Source organism: Gilliamella sp. B3127, from assembly GCF_026536935.1.
GTDB lineage: Bacteria > Pseudomonadota > Gammaproteobacteria > Enterobacterales > Orbaceae > Gilliamella > Gilliamella apicola_E.
In genome coordinates this window covers 147,134-163,110 of the sequence record NZ_JAFNNI010000004.1, presented here as the reverse complement: position 1 = coordinate 163,110, position 15,977 = coordinate 147,134, and the positions used below count along the sequence as shown (strand labels likewise).

The window sequence follows — 15,977 nt, the reverse complement described above, 5'->3', positions numbered from 1 at the left end:
ATTATTAATCTGTGTAAAAAGATAGCAGATTTTATAGAAAAATAAATGTTTGTTTTAACAAGTAGAGTAATTGCTTTATTGAGATATGTTAATTAAAAATAATCAAATAACTTTTACATTTCAGAATAATAAAATTATTTTGCAAATCATTATCTACAAGGCATAATAAAAAGAATTTATCAGTATTTGAATTTTACTGAGCTGTAAATAAAAGGAGTAATAATGAAAAAAATTGTCTTAGTTGCTGTATTAGTATCGGGTGCTTTAATGCTACAAGGTTGTGTCGCGGCTGTTATTGGTGTCGGCGCTGGCGCTACAGCAAAAGTTGCAACCGATCCACGTACTACTGGAACGCAAGTTGATGATACAACGCTCAATACCAGAATGAATAATAAGCTAAGCGAAAATGGTCCTTTCTTTATAGGCTCTCGTATTTCTTCAAGTACCTATGATGGCAATATTATTTTAACTGGCCAAGCGAATGCAGAACAAATTGAAAAGGCTGAACGTCTTGCATATCAAGTTGAAGGTGTGAAGAAAGTTTACAACCAAATTCGTTCAGGTGAGCCTGTCGGTGCTGGAACTATCAGTAATGATATGTGGATAACAACAAAAGTTAAATCACAACTTGTCATGAATTCCAAAACAAAAGCACGTAATATCAAAGTGGTAACTGAAAATAGCGAAGTGTTTTTAATTGGCATTGTTACCAGTGAAGAAGGGCAAGAAGCCGCTAATGTTGCAAGTAAAGTTGCTGGCGTGAAGAAAGTTGTTACATTATTCACCCAACGCTAATCATAAATAGTTAAAAAAAGGAGAATTTATTCTCCTTTTTTTACATCATTAGTTAACAATTTAATTCGTTCAATTATTTTATCTAGTCCTTGCTGCCTGGATTGACTCAATTCATCAATAATTTTTAACTGATTTAATATCGCGTGAAAATCAAGGGCCTTAATTTGTTCTGCATTTTTATTATTGGCAATCATAATTAAAACGGCGAGTAATCCTTTAACAATTCGCCCTTCGCTGTCACCTTGAAAAATAAATGAATCATCAGGTTGTTTTTTGACTGTTAACCATACTCGGTTTTCACAGCCATCAATCTGATTAGCCTCAGTTTTTTGGTCATCAGGAAACGCTGGTAATTGCTTTGATAAAGCAATTAATTGCCGATAACGATCTTGCCAATTATGTTGCTTAGAAAATAAATCAAATAGTGGTGATAGCATAATAAAACCAGTTAATAATTAGAGAGTTTGTTAAAAGATAAGCGATTATTGTAAAACTCTAAGTTAATATCTCAATAGCATTTTCCAGTGCTGTAACAAAACTATCAATGTCTTGCTGATTATTATATGGCATTATTGAAATGCGAATAACCCCATGACAGCCAAGTTTATCCATCAACGGCTTTGCACATAATCCACCTGTTCGAATTGCTATGTTTTGTTCACTTAATAAAATAGCGATATCATTATGATGAATGTTACGCATATTAAAGCTAATTATTGGACTATTCTTAACACTGTAGAATTGGATATGGTTCAATTCACTTAATTTTGATTCAGCGTAATTTGCCAATTGTGTTATATAACAATTTAATTGTGCTTCATCCCATTTTTTTAGCCAATCTAATGTTGCTTTAAAACCAAGTATTCCTGCAATATTTTGGGTACCAGCTTCGAATTTATAAGGCAAATCTTCGACTTCAAAATCTGAAAATGTTGTATTTTTCAACATTTTACCGCCACCTTGCCAAACGTCCATCTGTTCTAAGAAATGTTTTTTTCCATATAGAACGCCAAGCCCCGTTGGGCCATATAACTTATGGGCAGAAAAAGCGTAAAAATCGATATCTAGCTTTTCAACATCAATTGGCTGATGAACAACACCTTGTGCACCATCTACCACTAAAATGGCATTATGCTGATGGACTAATTGACTAATTTTAACTAAATCTGGGCAAAAGCCAGTAACATTAGACATCTGGGTTATGGCCACAATTTTAGTTTTGGGTGATAGTAATGATGAAAGTTCATTAACATCGGCAGTCCATTTAATTACCTTTGCGCCAGTTTGTTTGGCTACGATCAGCCAAGGTAATAGGTTGCTATGGTGCTCTAATTCGCTGACAATTATTTCATCATCGGCCTGTAGTAAAGGTCTCGCATAACTTTGCGCAATTATATTTATTGATTCGGTGGTTCCACGAGTCCAAACAATTTGATGGCTTGATTGACTATGAATAAACTTAGCCACACTTTGCCGAGCTTCACTAATAGCTGTGGTAACTTTTAGTGCATCTTGGTGTAAACTGCGCTGTGCGGTTGCGGTATTATGTGCATAATATTCAACCGTTGTATCAATCATAGTTTGCGGTTTTAATGCAGTAGCAGCCGAATCAAGATAAACAGAGTTACTTAGAGCGGGGAAATCTGCTCTAAATTTTTCAGGTAGTTTATTGTGTAAGTTCAAGTCCAGCAATCCCATTCCAATAACCATTACAGTCTCGTTTATGTTCAATATGTAATGGGTTTGTGCCGTCTTCATTGGCTTTAAATTGTTTAACTATATCAAGCGTTTCAATACCAAGTGGTGAAATACGCACAATATCGACTAACCCTTTCATATCTTTAAGATTATTACCTAAATTGTAACAATAACCACTTTGAGTTTGAATGCCATTTAGTACAAACACCTTTTGTTGTTCTTGAGAAAAGACTTCTCGTCCTACAGGATATTTTATACAGCAAGTTTCACATTTATCTTTTGGTCTATCTTCTGATCTGGCTGTAAAACAACGAGCAGAATAAGCTAATGGCAAATAACCATAACTAAATACTTCAACCTCAAATTTACGATCAATTTTTAAAGAATCAAATTGGTTGAGAACATTATTTAACCAATCACGAGACAGTTCAACAGGCATACACCACCGCACCATACCTTGTTTTTGTAATAATTTTAGCGTAAATGCGTTGTAACAGTTAATCGCTGGGCCAGCGACGAAAGGTACTTTATTATCGTGGGCAATATTAATGGCAGCCAAATCATTAGCTTCAACTAAAAAGTCACCATTATTTACTAATTGTCTTAAATCGTTCAGTTCTGATGGCGCTTCCAGTAATGCAAGGGTAGAGAGTACTACTTGTTTACCAGACTTAGCAATTTCTTTGGCTAAATCTAACCAATTAGGTACTTTCATTTCACGGCGTTTGGTGCATACCGTTTCGCCCATATAAATAATATCAGCTTCACTATCTTTAGCGGCTTGATAAAAAGATTCAGTTTCAATTTTAGGCCAATAATAAAGCACTGGTCCTAATGCATATTTCATAGTTTTGCTCACTATATTTAAATTCTTGAATAGTCAATTGGCTAGCACATTAATATTGAAAACTACTAAGATTATTATATGTTTATTTTAAAATTTCAATATCAATGCTGACCAATTATTGCCATTTACGGTGATAAGCACCTAAAGTTGTTTGAGTCCCTTCTGAAACAGAGCCTAAGGTATCCATCCAATTCTTTTCAGCTTGGAATGCTTGTGGATTCGCTTTATAGCGATCAATAGCTTGTCTCCATACTTTTGTGACTTGTTCTACATAAGCTGGACTGCGTTGCCTTCCTTCAATTTTAACGGAAGCGATATTTGCAGCAAAAAGCTCCGGTAATAGTTCAATTGTATTTAAACTGGTTGGCTCTTCAATTGGATGATAAAGTGTATTTCCAACAAAATAACGTCCCTTACAAAGTGTTGGATACCCAGCATTTTCACCTTGTTTATGACAATCAATTAAAACATTGTTGAGTCTTGATTCAAGCCCTTTATCGGTCTCTTCCCAACGGACAAATTTTGCAGGAGAGCAAGCGCCAACAGTATTTGGCGATTCACCTGTTAGGTATGAAGATAAATAGCAGCGACCTTCCGCCATAATACATAAACTACCAAACGCAAAAACCTCTAAAGGTACGGGGGATACTTGTGATAACTGTTTAACTTGATGCATAGATAACACACGAGGTAAAACAATACGATGCACCTGAAAGTTATTATAATAAAACTTAATTGACTCTTCATTGGTTGATGACGCTTGCACCGAAACATGACGCTCAAGATTCGGATATTTTTCTGCAGCATAATCAAGCATTGCTAAATCAGCAATGATTAAAGCATCAGCACCAATGTTAGCTGCAGTATCAACAGCATATTGCCATCGCTCAAAGTTTTCAGGATGAGCAAAGGTATTAATAGCTATATGTAATTTTTTACCGCGCTTGTGAACATAATCTGATGCTTCAACAAGTCGCTTTTCATTAAAATTTAAACCAGCAAAATGGCGAGCATTGGTATCATCTTTTAAACCAATATAGACAGCATCAGCTCCATTATCAATCGCCACTTTTAGGGATGGTAATGAGCCAGCGGGGCAAAGAAGTTCCATAATTATTCCTAACTTAAGTTCGGTATTTTATACGCCATATATTATGCAATAATTCCTAATTTAATGCGACTAATAAGCGAATTCCCAGACAAAAAAACATGTAACTTTATTTTTAATTTAAGTGTATGTATTAAATGATATTTTTACTAAAGGAAATGATTATGATTAATAATCATATTGAATTCAAACGGTAATAGTTAATATATGATAATTTACGATGTGATGAATAAAAAACCAGATATTTATAATTTAAATTTCTGGTTTTTATAATCAAAAAAGAATTTTATAACCGATTGATTAAAATCAATTTTTTATATGGTTAGCATACTATATTGCTAATAATTAATTCTTATTTAAAAGCATCTTCAAGTTGTATGAAATTTTTTTCTGAATTTAATTGAGTTATACAATTATTGATTAATTTTGAAGTAATATTTTGGACCAACTGATAGTTATTACTTTCCCATGCATCAAAAGTTTTGGTTTTATCATCTAGCGGTAAACTATCGCTAGAACAAGTAAAAGTAAATCCATTGGTTTTAATGAATGTTTGGTAAATAAAATTGTATTTATTATCAGTTATACCATCATAAATTAGTTTAAATTTATAAGGTTGAATAGTTATGGTGTGTTCTTTTTGTTTGTTGGCTTTTATTTTTTTTAATATTGTATATAACTTAGGTTTCAAAAGCTCCATGGTTTTATTTGGTACTGAATTTACATAACTACCTTTTAAATCTGTTTTTGAAAAAGTATTTACATTTCCACCAAGGTTACCAAAAAATGCAGTGGCAAATTGAACCATTTTTACTCCAACAGCTTGTGCTGTATCACCTCGGGTAACAACATTTAAATAATTATTAGTATCATTAATTACCTGCCCATTAATGGCATTTTCAGTTATTACATTAATATTCGTGCCATTATTTAAGGTAATTACTTCTGTTTCTACAATCTTTGTTCTTGGTAATGATTCTCTATTTCCAGAACATCCAAATAATATGAACAAACTACAACTTAATAAAGCGTATTTAAAAATTTTCATAATTTTATGTTTCCTTTTGTATATTTTTATTTCATCAAATTATTTTTTATCTCCATAAATAATAAGTTAATATTTGAAGCATCTTTATTATTGTATTGAATATGACATTTGTCTAGATTTTGTTCATTATATTTCTGAAGAACATATTAGTGTGCTAGCTAAAGCAATTTAATTTGTGAGGGGTTTTATTTTTCAAAGAGCGCTAATCTTTTTTCCATATTCCGTTAATTCTTTATCTTTCCAGTTTCATTTTACCCAAGCTAGATAAGCTTTTCGTCTAGCTTTAAAACATTTAGGTTTTATGCAAATAATGTGCTTCTTTAAATGGGGAGGGGCTTAGTTTACAAGACGAGAAAGTCTAAACTTAAAATATGCATTTTCATTCGAAAACTTCACAATTTGATATTTACGCAGGTATTACACAAAATTTATAGTTTCATATTAAATCCATTAAATTCAAGTAAGTATGTTAAATTCATTAAATAGTATAATTATAACTTTTATTATTAAATTTTGTTTTTTTATTACGCACCAGCTTATTTATTGCCCAAATTTTTACTTTTGCGATTTCAAATCTAGATCCCAACATAATCTGGCAATAAATCGATAAAACCTTTATACTATGCCCTAAATTTTAGTATGACTTTGTAAGTTTGCTAAATTAACCCGTTCTTTAACATCATCAATTGGAAGAAAATTATGCATCCGATGCTTAATATTGCTATTCGTGCTGCTCGTAAAGCAGGTAATGTTGCCATTAAGGCCTATGAAAATCCTAGTTCAATCGAAATTGATACTAAAGGTGCTAATGATTTTGCGACTAATGCAGATCGTGCCGCTGAAGCTTTGATTATCGAAACAATCAAAAAAGCTTATCCAGATCATACTATTATTGCCGAAGAAAGTGGCCTTGCTAAAGGTAGTGATGCTGATACGCAATGGATAATTGACCCAATTGATGGTACTACAAATTTTATTAAAAATATTCCACATTTCGCTGTGTCTATTGCTGCTCGTGTCAAAGGTAAAACCGAAGTGGCGGTCGTTTATAATCCAATGAGTAATGAGTTGTTTACTGCTGCACGTGGTAAAGGTGCTCAACTTAATGGTTATCGTATTCGTGTAAGTAATGCTAAAGATTTAGAAGGTAGTGTGCTTGCAACAGCTTTCCCTTTTAAAGCGAAACAACATAGTGATAGTTATTTTGCGGTTTTACAAAAGTTATTTACTAAATGTGGTGATTTCCGTCGTACTGGCTCAGCTGCGTTAGATTTAGCTTATGTTGCATCTGGGCGTTTAGATGGCTTTTTTGAAATTGGTTTAAAACCATGGGATATTGCTGCTGGTGAATTGATTTTACGTGAAGCTGGTGGTGTGGTTACCGACTTTGCTGGCGGTAATAATTATATGGTTTCTGGTAATATTGTTGCAGGGAATCCGAAAATTGTTAAAGATTTGCTGGTGACGACTCAAAACGATTGGCCAGAAAAATTGCGTAATTAATTTTAATTTCTTTCTTTAAATGCAGGGATGTATTGTCCCTGTATCTATACTTGTCATTAACCACAAACAGTAATTTATTGATCTAATGCGGTCATTGAACAATTAACTTGTAAACCTTGATTATTTAAATAGTCACTGCCCCATAAATACATTGATTCAAGTACTGGTTTTATACTTTTGCCAAAATTAGTTAAAGAATATTCAACTTTAGGTGGTACCACCGGAAAAACGTGTCGATGAATTAAGCCATTTGATTCAAGTTCGCGTAGTTGTTGGGTTAGCATTTTAGCTGTGGCTGTTGGAATTTCTTTGTGTAACTCAGAAAATCTCATGGCGCTTTTGGACATCAATTTCCATAGTATTAGCGATTTATATTTACCACCAATCATATTAATTGTGACATCAACTGGGCAATAGGTAATTGTCTGGTCTTGTTTTTCACAATGGGGGTTGATAATCGAATTATTTTTCACTTGGTTATCTTTACAGTATCTTTTTGGGTAGTATATATCAAAAAGGTGCATTCTTGTTAAAAAGATAATTAATACTACAATATCTACCATACCTAAAATCAAGGAATGCCTCAAATGAAAACTATCGAATATAATTTTTTTGTTGAAGAGATGAGCTGCGCATCATGTGTTAGCCGTGTAGAAAAAGCATTAAGAAAGATTGATGGTGTGATTGATGTTAGTGTAAACCTTGCAACTGAAAAGGCCACCGTTAAGGCTAATGCTGATGTTAAATTAGAAACTTTAATGGCAGCAGTTGATAAAGCTGGTTACCATGCAGTGAAGATTTCCGAGCCGGAAATTCACGCTAAAGACGTGAGTAAGCAAGCATCAGTTTGGCCGATTATTATTTCGGTTATATTAGCACTTCCTTTTGTTTTGCCGATGTTACTTGAATTATTTGGAATTCATTGGATGATGCCCGCTTGGCTGCAATTAGTGATTGCTTCGATTGTACAATTTGGACTTGGCGCTAAATTTTATCGTAGTGGTTTTAATGCAGCTAAAGCATTGTCTGGGAATATGGATTTACTTGTTGCTATTGGTACCAGCGCTGCTTATGGACTTTCTCTTTATCAGCTTATTATTGGTCATGCCGATCACCTCTATTTTGAGTCATCAGTGGTTATTATTACTTTGATCTTGATTGGTAAATGGTTAGAGTCAAGGGCCAAACATCAAACGACTCAAGCGATTGAGGCACTTTCTGCGCTTCGCCCTGAAGTGGCATTAGTTCGACAAGGGGAGCAAGAGGTGAGTTTGCCAATAAGTCAGGTTAAGGTTAATGATGTGGTGGTTATTAAACCCGGTGAGCGAATACCCGTTGATGGTATTGTTCTTGAAGGCGCATCAAGTTGTGATGAGTCTATGTTGACTGGGGAAAGTTTTCCGGTTACTAAAACACTCAATAGTACCGTAACCGGTGGAACTATAAATTGTGAAGGACTATTAATTGTAAAAACAACCGCTATTCAAGCTGATTCTATGTTGTCTAAGATTATTGCTATGGTTGAGTCAGCCCAAGCGAAAAAAGCACCAATTCAGCGTATTGTGGATCGGATTAGTGCTATTTTTGTACCCGTCATTTTATTGATTGCTTTAATTACACTGCTTGCTTGGGGCTTTATTTCTCATGATTGGCAGCAAGCTTTACTTCATGCGGTTGCGGTGTTAGTGATTGCTTGCCCATGTGCGCTAGGGTTAGCAACGCCAACGGCCATAATGGTTGGTACGGGAGTTGCTGCCCGTCATGGTATTTTGATTAAAGATGCCGAAGCACTTGAGACCTTACACAATATTAATACTGTAGCATTTGATAAAACTGGCACATTAACAATCGGTAAACCAGAGTTAGTTGAGCTAGATGTGCTGGGCATGGAAACAGCCGATCAAATCCTTTCTGTTGCAGCATCTATGCAAGCAGGTAGTGAACACCCACTAGCTAAAGCAATATTAGCTAAGGCTAAATCCTACAGTTATGCACAAAATATTACATCAATCGCGGGTTCAGGAGTGATGGCAACGATTGATAGCCATGAATATTATTTAGGCAGTCTGCGTTGGATGAAAACGTTAAATGCCTATTTTGTAGATATGCAGGATAAAGTTAATGAGCTTACGCAAAAAGGTTACACAATCTCATTTTTAGCCAAACAGCAATCAGAAAATAGTATTGTGATATTAGCCATATTCGGTTTTTCTGATGTTATTAAGCCTGAAGCGAAAAGTGCTATTGATGCATTACGTCAATTAAAGGTAAATACGGTTATGTTAACCGGTGACAATCAACAAGCTGCTAATTATGTAGGACAGCGATTAAATTTAGATAAAGTTATTGCTGAAGTTTTGCCTCAAGATAAAGCGAACTATATTTATCAATTACAAAAAGATAGCCAAAACAATAATCAAAACAATAATAAAGTTGCCATGGTTGGTGATGGTATCAATGACGCACCGGCTTTAGCTGCCGCTGATATTGGTATTGCAATGGGGACGGGAACTGATGTGGCAATGCATACGGCCAGTATTACTTTAATGCGTGGCAATCTATTTTTAATTGCCGATGCTATCGATATTTCTCGAAGAACTTATAATAAAATTAAACAAAACCTATTTTGGGCGTTTTTCTATAATTTAATTGGCATACCTCTCGCTGCTTTAGGCTTTTTAAATCCAATGATAGCCGGTGCAGCAATGGCACTGAGCAGTGTGAGTGTGGTGACAAATACGTTGTTGTTGAAGCGATGGAAAGCTCGTTCTGAATAATTTGATATTTTATAAATTGAGGAGACGGATTGTCTCCTTATTTTTTATTTATAAGGTTAAACCCAACTTGTGATCCTTTACCTTGCTCAGTAACAAATACCCCAACTGCGGTAATGAGTTGTTCATTATAATAAATTAAGGGAATACGCGTGCGCATCCAAGGTGGAATATGATGCTCTTGCCACAATTTTTTTATCGATCGCGATCCCTTGCGTTGAACAATTTGAAATTCTCCTTGAGCATGAAATCGGACTGATACGGTTTCATCATTTTGTGGTAAACGACAAGTTAAATCGGTTTGGTTATTGAGTTGTAATATACCTAAATTATCCGGCAAGGTTAGTGAAGCGGTTAAATCCCAAGGTAAAATTTGTTGCTCAATATCTTGATACAAAGGTAACAAATACAGCTGATTTTGATATCGGCGAATTTGCCAATTATGCAAAATAAATCGCGGATTAGCATCTTGTTTAGCTTGAATAACCGTATGCCAAATTAGTGAAAGTTGCTTTTGGCTTGGCATTCCAATATGTTGCTCTTTGAACCACATTCGCAACATTGCATTACGTTTATATTCTGAATAATCATATAATGGTTGAAGGCTAAGTTGCTTCTTATCACCAATAATATTTTTAAATTCTGGAAATAAAATTTCATGTATTAATGCTTCTTGCTGTTGGCATAATTCTGCACTACGAGCAACCATTTGTGAAAAATGAGGCCAACGATGATTAAGTGTTGGTAGAACATTTAAACGTAAAAAGTTGCGATCATAATGGTCATCTTGATTACTTTCGTCCTCTATCCAACTTAATTGGTGTTGATTGGCATATTGCTCAATTTCTTGACGTGAAATTGTGAGTAATGGTCGAAGGTGTTGACCATTTTCAAGTGGCATACTTGATAATCCAGCTGGACCACTGCCACGTTTTAAGGCTAGAAAAAAAGTTTCACTCTGATCATCAAGATGCTGAGCAGTACATAAAAACTCATTATTTTTTAAATGTTGATAAATGGCTTGATAACGGGCTTCTCTAGCTTGTTCTTCAATATTGCCTGCCGTTTTATCAAGTTTGACTTTTTCAATAATCAAAGGGACTTGCCAAACTAGGCATTGTTGTTTGCAATGTTCAGCCCAATTATCGGCATTTTGACTCAAACCATGATGGATATAAATTGCTCTGAGTTGTAAATTTTGCAACTGTCGCTTTAAATTGACTAATGCTTGCATTAAAACGGTTGAATCGACCCCACCACTAAAAGCGACTAGTAGCGATTGCCGACCGTTTAGATGTTGTAAAATAGTTTGTTCAATCACATTGTCGCTCTTTGTTTGATGACCCATCTGCTATCCATTTATACTAAACTTTGTAATGCATTAACCTTGTTTTTATGTAGTTTGATTCTATCCAAACCAGCAGCCAAATCGGCAATTAAATCATCAGGATCTTCAAGACCGATATGTAATCGGATTAACGTACCAGTGAAATCAATGCCGGATATTGGTCGTATTTTTGCCAGATCTTCGGGTTGGTTGGCCAATATTAGTGATTCGAATCCACCCCATGAATATGCCATTGAGAAGTGAGTCATATTATCTAAGAAATCAGATAATTGCACTTCGCTTAAATGATCGTTAAGTACAAATGAAAATAGACCACTAGCGCCACTAAAATCACGTTTAAAAAACTCATGTCCTTTACAACTTTCAAGTGCTGGATGATTAACGGTTGCCACTTTGGGGTGATTAGCTAACCAATTTGCCACTTTTATACTGCTTTCATGATGTTGTTTTAATCTAACGGCTAAAGTTCGCAATCCTCGTGCTGCCATATAAGCGGTATCTGCATCACACATTTGCCCCATCAAATAAGAACGTTCACGTAATTTATCCCAACAGCGTTGATTAGCAACAGCCGTTCCTAGCATGGCATCTGAGTGACCAATTAAATACTTTGTACCGGCTTGAATTGAGATATCAACATCATGCTCTAATGCTTTAAATAAAACACCTGCTCCCCATGTATTATCCATCATAATTACAATTTCTGGATTCACGCTGCGGATTGCTTTAACAATTGTAGGCACATCATGCAGTTCCATGGTAATTGAGCTTGGTGATTCAAGAAATACCACTTTAGTATTCGGTTTTATATATTTAGTAATATATCGACCAATGAGTGGCGGGAAATAATCAGTTTCCACTCCAAAATCTTTAAGTATATGCTCGCAAAATTCTTGGGTTGGTTCGTAACTGGCTTCCGATACCAGAATATGATCTCCTGCTTTTACAAAAGCTAAAATGGCATTTGCAATTGCTGCTGCTCCACAAGGATATAGGTAACAGCCTGCTCCTCCCTCTATTTCTACCATGGCATCTTGCAAAGCAAAATGAGTTAAAGTGCCACGACGACCGTAAAATAGAGCCCCTTTAGTACGATTTTCCATTGCTTCTTTTTTTGCTTTGATTGAATCAAAAACTAGCGATGAAGCTCGCTGAATAACGGAATTGACTGCACCTTGGGTATAGCGTTTTTTTCGACCAGCATGAACTAATTTTGTTTGTAATGACATGATGCATCCTTAGTGATCTGATAAATTTCGATAACAGTTAGCATAGCATGCTGTTAAAATAGTAAAAAATAATTTTTGTTTAAACTGGTTTACACACATGGTAATTGTCAAACTTGCCCATTTAGATTCGGTGGAATTAAATTATTCTCTGTTATCACCACAAGTGATTAATGATGCGGAATCGTTAAATGGAACACGTAAAAAACAGTTTTTAGCTTGCCGTTCAATATTAGCGAGTTTGCTTAAACAGTATTGCCATATTGATACTTTGCCGAGGATGATAATTGCCGACAATAATCGCCCAGGCTTTTTAGATAGTCATCTTCCTGATTTTAATATCAGCCATAGCCAAGATTGGGTAGCAGTTGCAATTTCGCTTAATGGTAAAGTTGGGCTCGATATTGAAGTTTCTCGACAACGTCAAAATTATCTGAATGTTGCCAAAAGTTTTTTTGCTAATGATGAATATCAATGGATGTTAGCGCAGAGTGATACTTTAAACGCGTTTTGGCAACTTTGGACATTAAAAGAATCGGCACTTAAACTATATGCCAAAGGGGTTTGGCAAATGAAATTGGTAAAAGTAGATATTGAAAACCAATTAATTAGCGCGCCGTTTGGTCAGCATTTTTATTATCATTATCAACAACAGGCACCAGTTCATCTTGCTGTAAATCATGATAAACCTATCACAAATTTTGTCTTACAATCTTAATGCATTAGCAATTACTTACTGACAGCTTTTTGATAAACGTAAGGTGGCTGTCCAAACATTAAGCTAATTTAAATCAAATAAATATCTTGAAGAATTTTTCTGTTTTTATCGTCCAATTGATATTCTTTTGCTAACCAATTATCGATAGTGTCATAACGTTTTTTTATTTCCTCAATAGCTGCGGTTAAAAACTCTTTTTTAGCCGCAAAGATGATCTTATGTTTTTCAAGTTCTTCTGGCGATAATTTACTTTTATTTTCGCTAAGTACGGCTTCACGATAGTCGTTTAAATAGCGTTCGGTAAGCAAATAATCTTGCATAACAATTTCTTCACTCACACCTAATGCAAATAAGGTTAAAGCGACACCGATACCAGTTCTATCTTTACCTACAGCACAGTGTTGGACTAAAGGTCTTCCGTTAGCATTAAGTAATAGTGATGTTAACTTTTTATACGCAAGATTATTAAAAGGTAACAATTGATAAAGCTTAACCATAAAATCAAACGGTGAGTATTTTTTTAACACAAAAATATCCTTACCTTGTTCACTCGTTAAGCTTGCCGTAAATTCATCACTTAATGGATTGGCTGGGATATTAATATATTGGCTATTGTTCCAAAGATTATCTGGATGACGATCGATTTCATGTTGATCGCGATAATCTAAGACATAATGTAAATTAAGCTCATCAGATAAAAAATCTTTTTCATCATCACTTAGGCGTGAAAACTCACCTGAACGATACAACATTCCAGTTCGAATTTTGCGACCATCACTAGTTTTAATTCCACCTAAGTCACGAAAATTGATTCCATTTTTGATCGGTACAACTGATGTCATTATAGGTCCTTATTTATGCTTAACTTTGCTTGCTATATTAGCATGTTTCTGATTAGAATTGATTCATTGTTTTCGCATTATTATTGCTTGAGGAATTTATTATGTCGATGTTATCTATATTACTTTCGGAAAAACCTGCTCCATCAAAGTGGGGTAAAGATGCATTACTCAGTTTTTCAGAAGATGCTGTTACTATTCATTATCGACCTGAGCATCGGCATGGTGCTATTCAACGAGCTGCACGAAAACTAGATAATCAAGGTATTAGATCGGTTAAATTGAGTGGTGACAATTGGGATTTAGAGTCATGTTGGCATTTTTGGATGGGTTATCGTAATGCCAAGAATAATAATAAAATCAGTTGGCCAAAGCTAAGTAATAAAGATAAACAAGAACTAAAAAATCGCTTAGCCATTATTGATTGGTGTCGAGACATTGTTAATCAACAAGCGGAAACATTAAGCCCTTTCGAACTGGCAAAGCAAAGTGCAAACTTAATTAGCCATTATACCTCTGATGTAGCTTATAACATTATTTCAGGTGAAGCATTAAAAGAGCAAGATTATATGGGGATCTACACAGTTGGCAAAGGGTCTCAACGACCGGCTGCCTTGCTTGAGCTTGATTATAATCCTACTAAAAATCCTAAAGCACCAATCATTGCTTGCTTAGTTGGCAAAGGAATTACTTTTGATTCAGGTGGATATAGCTTAAAACCAAGCAGTTTTATGGAATCAATGCGATCGGATATGGGGGGAGCTGCATTGGTGACAGGGGCTCTAGCCCTTGCGATTGCACGTGGAGTTAAACACCGTATCAAACTTTATTTATGCTGTGCAGATAATTTGGTAAGTGGTAACGCTTTCAAACTTGGCGATATCATTCGTTATCGTAATGGTAAAACAGTGGAAGTTGATAATACCGATGCCGAAGGGCGTTTGGTTTTGGCTGATGGATTAATTAGTGCTGATAATGATAACCCCAATTATATCATTGATTGTGCAACCCTTACTGGGGCAGCAAAGATTGCTGTAGGTAATGATTATCAATCATTACTTTCATTTGATGACAAATTTGCTAATCAGTTATTAGCAAGTAGTCAAGCTGAACATGAAGCCTTTTGGCGATTACCATTAGCTGATTTTCATCGAGCCCAATTCCCATCTTCGTTTGCAGATATGGCAAATTCTGGATTACCGAACACCGCTGGTGCAAGTACGGCAGCGGCATTTTTATCCTATTTTATTAAAAATTATAAAAAAAATTGGCTCCACATTGACTGTTCAGCAACCTTTCGTAAAAGCGCAACCGCATTATGGGCAACAGGTGCAACAGGTATTGGCGTAAGAACGCTTGCTAATTTATTAAGCAAATTGAAGTAAACTGTAATAAAATTGAATCGCTAAGTTATTTATAAATATATAAGGAATGAGGAATAGTATGAAAAAGTTATTAACACTGATACCCCTTTTATTTTCAGTTTCTGTCTATGCAAGTGATTGTAAAACAGAATTTGAAAAAGAAAATTTTGAAAAAGCTTTTGAGGCATGTACAAAAGAAGCGCCGAATGGTGATTCTGTTGCACAGTTTTATTTAGGGGTTATGTATGATAAAGGCGAAGGTACTGAAGAAGATAAACAAAAAGCTTTTAATTGGTACTCTAAAAGTGCTGAACAAGGTGACTCTGATGCGCAATTTAATTTAGCAGTTCTGTATGATGATGGCGAGGGTGTAGAGCAAGATAAAGAAAAAGCTGTATTGTGGTATACAAAATCGGCAGAACAAGGTGATGCCGATGCTCAGCATAATTTAGCTATTATGTATGATGAAGGTGATGGTATAGCTCAAGACAAAAAAAAGGCAGCATTTTGGTATAAAAAAGCAGCAGATCAGGGCAAAGCTGAATCAATGAATAATTTAGCTGTTATGTACTATGAGGGCGAAGGTGTTGAAAAAGATAAAGCTTTAGCCAAAAAGTATCTAAAACAAGCTTGTTCATTGGGGCTACAAATTGCTTGTGATAATACTTTGTAGAAATAATTAAATAAATTAGAAAAACTATCTTCAATA

At 35.0% G+C, this 15,977-nt stretch carries 15 protein-coding genes; 6 read left to right on the top strand and 9 right to left on the bottom strand.

All coding sequences use genetic code 11. From position 1 onward, the window contains the following. Positions 1 to 222: 222 nt before the first annotated feature. Positions 223 to 795: a division/outer membrane stress-associated lipid-binding lipoprotein gene (gene dolP / locus J3U00_RS08125; protein ID WP_065734991.1), complete on the top strand. Its 573-nt coding sequence runs from the start codon at positions 223 to 225 to the stop codon at positions 793 to 795. Between the two features lie 26 nt (positions 796 to 821). On the opposite strand, the gene csdE is transcribed toward dolP, so the two are convergent. The 5 genes from csdE to J3U00_RS08100 form a co-directional block, all read right to left on the bottom strand. After that, positions 822 to 1,232, bottom strand: coding sequence for a cysteine desulfurase sulfur acceptor subunit CsdE (gene csdE, locus J3U00_RS08120; protein WP_267332106.1), 411 nt, complete (start codon positions 1,230 to 1,232; stop codon positions 822 to 824). A gap of 58 nt (positions 1,233 to 1,290) precedes the next feature. Further along, the gene (gene csdA, locus J3U00_RS08115) at positions 1,291 to 2,505 is read right to left on the bottom strand and encodes a cysteine desulfurase CsdA (protein WP_267332105.1); all 1,215 of its coding nucleotides are present in this window, start codon (positions 2,503 to 2,505) and stop codon (positions 1,291 to 1,293) included. Then, positions 2,462 to 3,340, bottom strand: a complete 879-nt coding sequence (locus tag J3U00_RS08110; RefSeq protein ID WP_065563762.1) for a U32 family peptidase — start codon at positions 3,338 to 3,340, stop codon at positions 2,462 to 2,464. The genes csdA and J3U00_RS08110 overlap by 44 nt, the downstream gene beginning before the upstream one ends. Positions 3,341 to 3,455: 115 nt before the next feature. Further along, the gene (gene ubiU / locus J3U00_RS08105; protein WP_065563761.1) at positions 3,456 to 4,451 is read right to left on the bottom strand and encodes a ubiquinone anaerobic biosynthesis protein UbiU; all 996 of its coding nucleotides are present in this window, start codon (positions 4,449 to 4,451) and stop codon (positions 3,456 to 3,458) included. 349 nt (positions 4,452 to 4,800) lie between these two features. Further along, entirely contained in the window at positions 4,801 to 5,496 is a 696-nt protein-coding gene (locus J3U00_RS08100; RefSeq protein WP_267332104.1) for a hypothetical protein, read from the bottom strand. 699 nt (positions 5,497 to 6,195) lie between these two features. Between J3U00_RS08100 and suhB the strand changes: the two genes are divergently transcribed. Then, positions 6,196 to 6,999: an inositol-1-monophosphatase gene (gene suhB / locus J3U00_RS08095; RefSeq protein ID WP_065734990.1), complete on the top strand. Its 804-nt coding sequence runs from the start codon at positions 6,196 to 6,198 to the stop codon at positions 6,997 to 6,999. 74 nt (positions 7,000 to 7,073) lie between these two features. Here suhB and J3U00_RS08090 read toward each other — a convergent pair whose 3' ends face one another. Next, entirely contained in the window at positions 7,074 to 7,388 is a 315-nt protein-coding gene (locus J3U00_RS08090) for a winged helix-turn-helix transcriptional regulator (protein WP_370632634.1), read from the bottom strand. Positions 7,389 to 7,586: 198 nt separating this feature from the next. Here J3U00_RS08090 and J3U00_RS08085 point away from each other — a divergent pair, with 198 nt between their 5' ends. Beyond that, positions 7,587 to 9,776 (top strand): heavy metal translocating P-type ATPase, encoded by a 2,190-nt coding sequence (locus J3U00_RS08085; RefSeq protein WP_267332102.1) that lies wholly within the window; start codon positions 7,587 to 7,589, stop codon positions 9,774 to 9,776. 37 nt (positions 9,777 to 9,813) lie between these two features. Here J3U00_RS08085 and tilS read toward each other — a convergent pair whose 3' ends face one another. Further along, positions 9,814 to 11,121: a tRNA lysidine(34) synthetase TilS gene (tilS, locus tag J3U00_RS08080; protein ID WP_065562964.1), complete on the bottom strand. Its 1,308-nt coding sequence runs from the start codon at positions 11,119 to 11,121 to the stop codon at positions 9,814 to 9,816. Between the two features lie 11 nt (positions 11,122 to 11,132). After that, positions 11,133 to 12,350: a cystathionine beta-lyase gene (gene metC / locus J3U00_RS08075; protein WP_267332101.1), complete on the bottom strand. Its 1,218-nt coding sequence runs from the start codon at positions 12,348 to 12,350 to the stop codon at positions 11,133 to 11,135. 97 nt (positions 12,351 to 12,447) lie between these two features. Between metC and J3U00_RS08070 the strand changes: the two genes are divergently transcribed. Then, a complete protein-coding gene (locus J3U00_RS08070) occupies positions 12,448 to 13,065 on the top strand; it encodes a 4'-phosphopantetheinyl transferase family protein (protein WP_267332100.1) in 618 nt (205 codons plus the stop codon). A gap of 68 nt (positions 13,066 to 13,133) precedes the next feature. On the opposite strand, the gene J3U00_RS08065 is transcribed toward J3U00_RS08070, so the two are convergent. Beyond that, positions 13,134 to 13,907 carry a tyrosine-protein phosphatase gene (locus tag J3U00_RS08065; RefSeq protein ID WP_267332099.1) on the bottom strand — a complete coding sequence of 258 codons (774 nt, stop codon included), beginning with the start codon at positions 13,905 to 13,907 and terminating at the stop codon, positions 13,134 to 13,136. A 101-nt stretch (positions 13,908 to 14,008) separates the two neighbouring features. Here J3U00_RS08065 and pepB point away from each other — a divergent pair, with 101 nt between their 5' ends. After that, complete coding sequence (gene pepB, locus J3U00_RS08060; protein WP_267332098.1) at positions 14,009 to 15,289, top strand: aminopeptidase PepB; 1,281 nt, start codon at positions 14,009 to 14,011, stop codon at positions 15,287 to 15,289. A gap of 58 nt (positions 15,290 to 15,347) precedes the next feature. Further along, entirely contained in the window at positions 15,348 to 15,941 is a 594-nt protein-coding gene (locus tag J3U00_RS08055) for a tetratricopeptide repeat protein (RefSeq protein ID WP_065734983.1), read from the top strand. Positions 15,942 to 15,977 lie beyond the last annotated feature (36 nt).

Coding starts and splice junctions, on each gene's coding strand:
- dolP (WP_065734991.1), top strand. CDS start 223: ATGAAAAAAATTGTCTTAGTTGCTGTATTAGTATCGGGTGCTTTAATG.
- csdE (WP_267332106.1), bottom strand. CDS start 1,232: ATGCTATCACCACTATTTGATTTATTTTCTAAGCAACATAATTGGCAA.
- csdA (WP_267332105.1), bottom strand. CDS start 2,505: ATGGTTATTGGAATGGGATTGCTGGACTTGAACTTACACAATAAACTA.
- J3U00_RS08110 (WP_065563762.1), bottom strand. CDS start 3,340: ATGAAATATGCATTAGGACCAGTGCTTTATTATTGGCCTAAAATTGAA.
- ubiU (WP_065563761.1), bottom strand. CDS start 4,451: ATGGAACTTCTTTGCCCCGCTGGCTCATTACCATCCCTAAAAGTGGCG.
- J3U00_RS08100 (WP_267332104.1), bottom strand. CDS start 5,496: ATGAAAATTTTTAAATACGCTTTATTAAGTTGTAGTTTGTTCATATTA.
- suhB (WP_065734990.1), top strand. CDS start 6,196: ATGCATCCGATGCTTAATATTGCTATTCGTGCTGCTCGTAAAGCAGGT.
- J3U00_RS08090 (WP_370632634.1), bottom strand. CDS start 7,388: ATGATTGGTGGTAAATATAAATCGCTAATACTATGGAAATTGATGTCC.
- J3U00_RS08085 (WP_267332102.1), top strand. CDS start 7,587: ATGAAAACTATCGAATATAATTTTTTTGTTGAAGAGATGAGCTGCGCA.
- tilS (WP_065562964.1), bottom strand. CDS start 11,121: ATGGGTCATCAAACAAAGAGCGACAATGTGATTGAACAAACTATTTTA.
- metC (WP_267332101.1), bottom strand. CDS start 12,350: ATGTCATTACAAACAAAATTAGTTCATGCTGGTCGAAAAAAACGCTAT.
- J3U00_RS08070 (WP_267332100.1), top strand. CDS start 12,448: ATGGTAATTGTCAAACTTGCCCATTTAGATTCGGTGGAATTAAATTAT.
- J3U00_RS08065 (WP_267332099.1), bottom strand. CDS start 13,907: ATGACATCAGTTGTACCGATCAAAAATGGAATCAATTTTCGTGACTTA.
- pepB (WP_267332098.1), top strand. CDS start 14,009: ATGTCGATGTTATCTATATTACTTTCGGAAAAACCTGCTCCATCAAAG.
- J3U00_RS08055 (WP_065734983.1), top strand. CDS start 15,348: ATGAAAAAGTTATTAACACTGATACCCCTTTTATTTTCAGTTTCTGTC.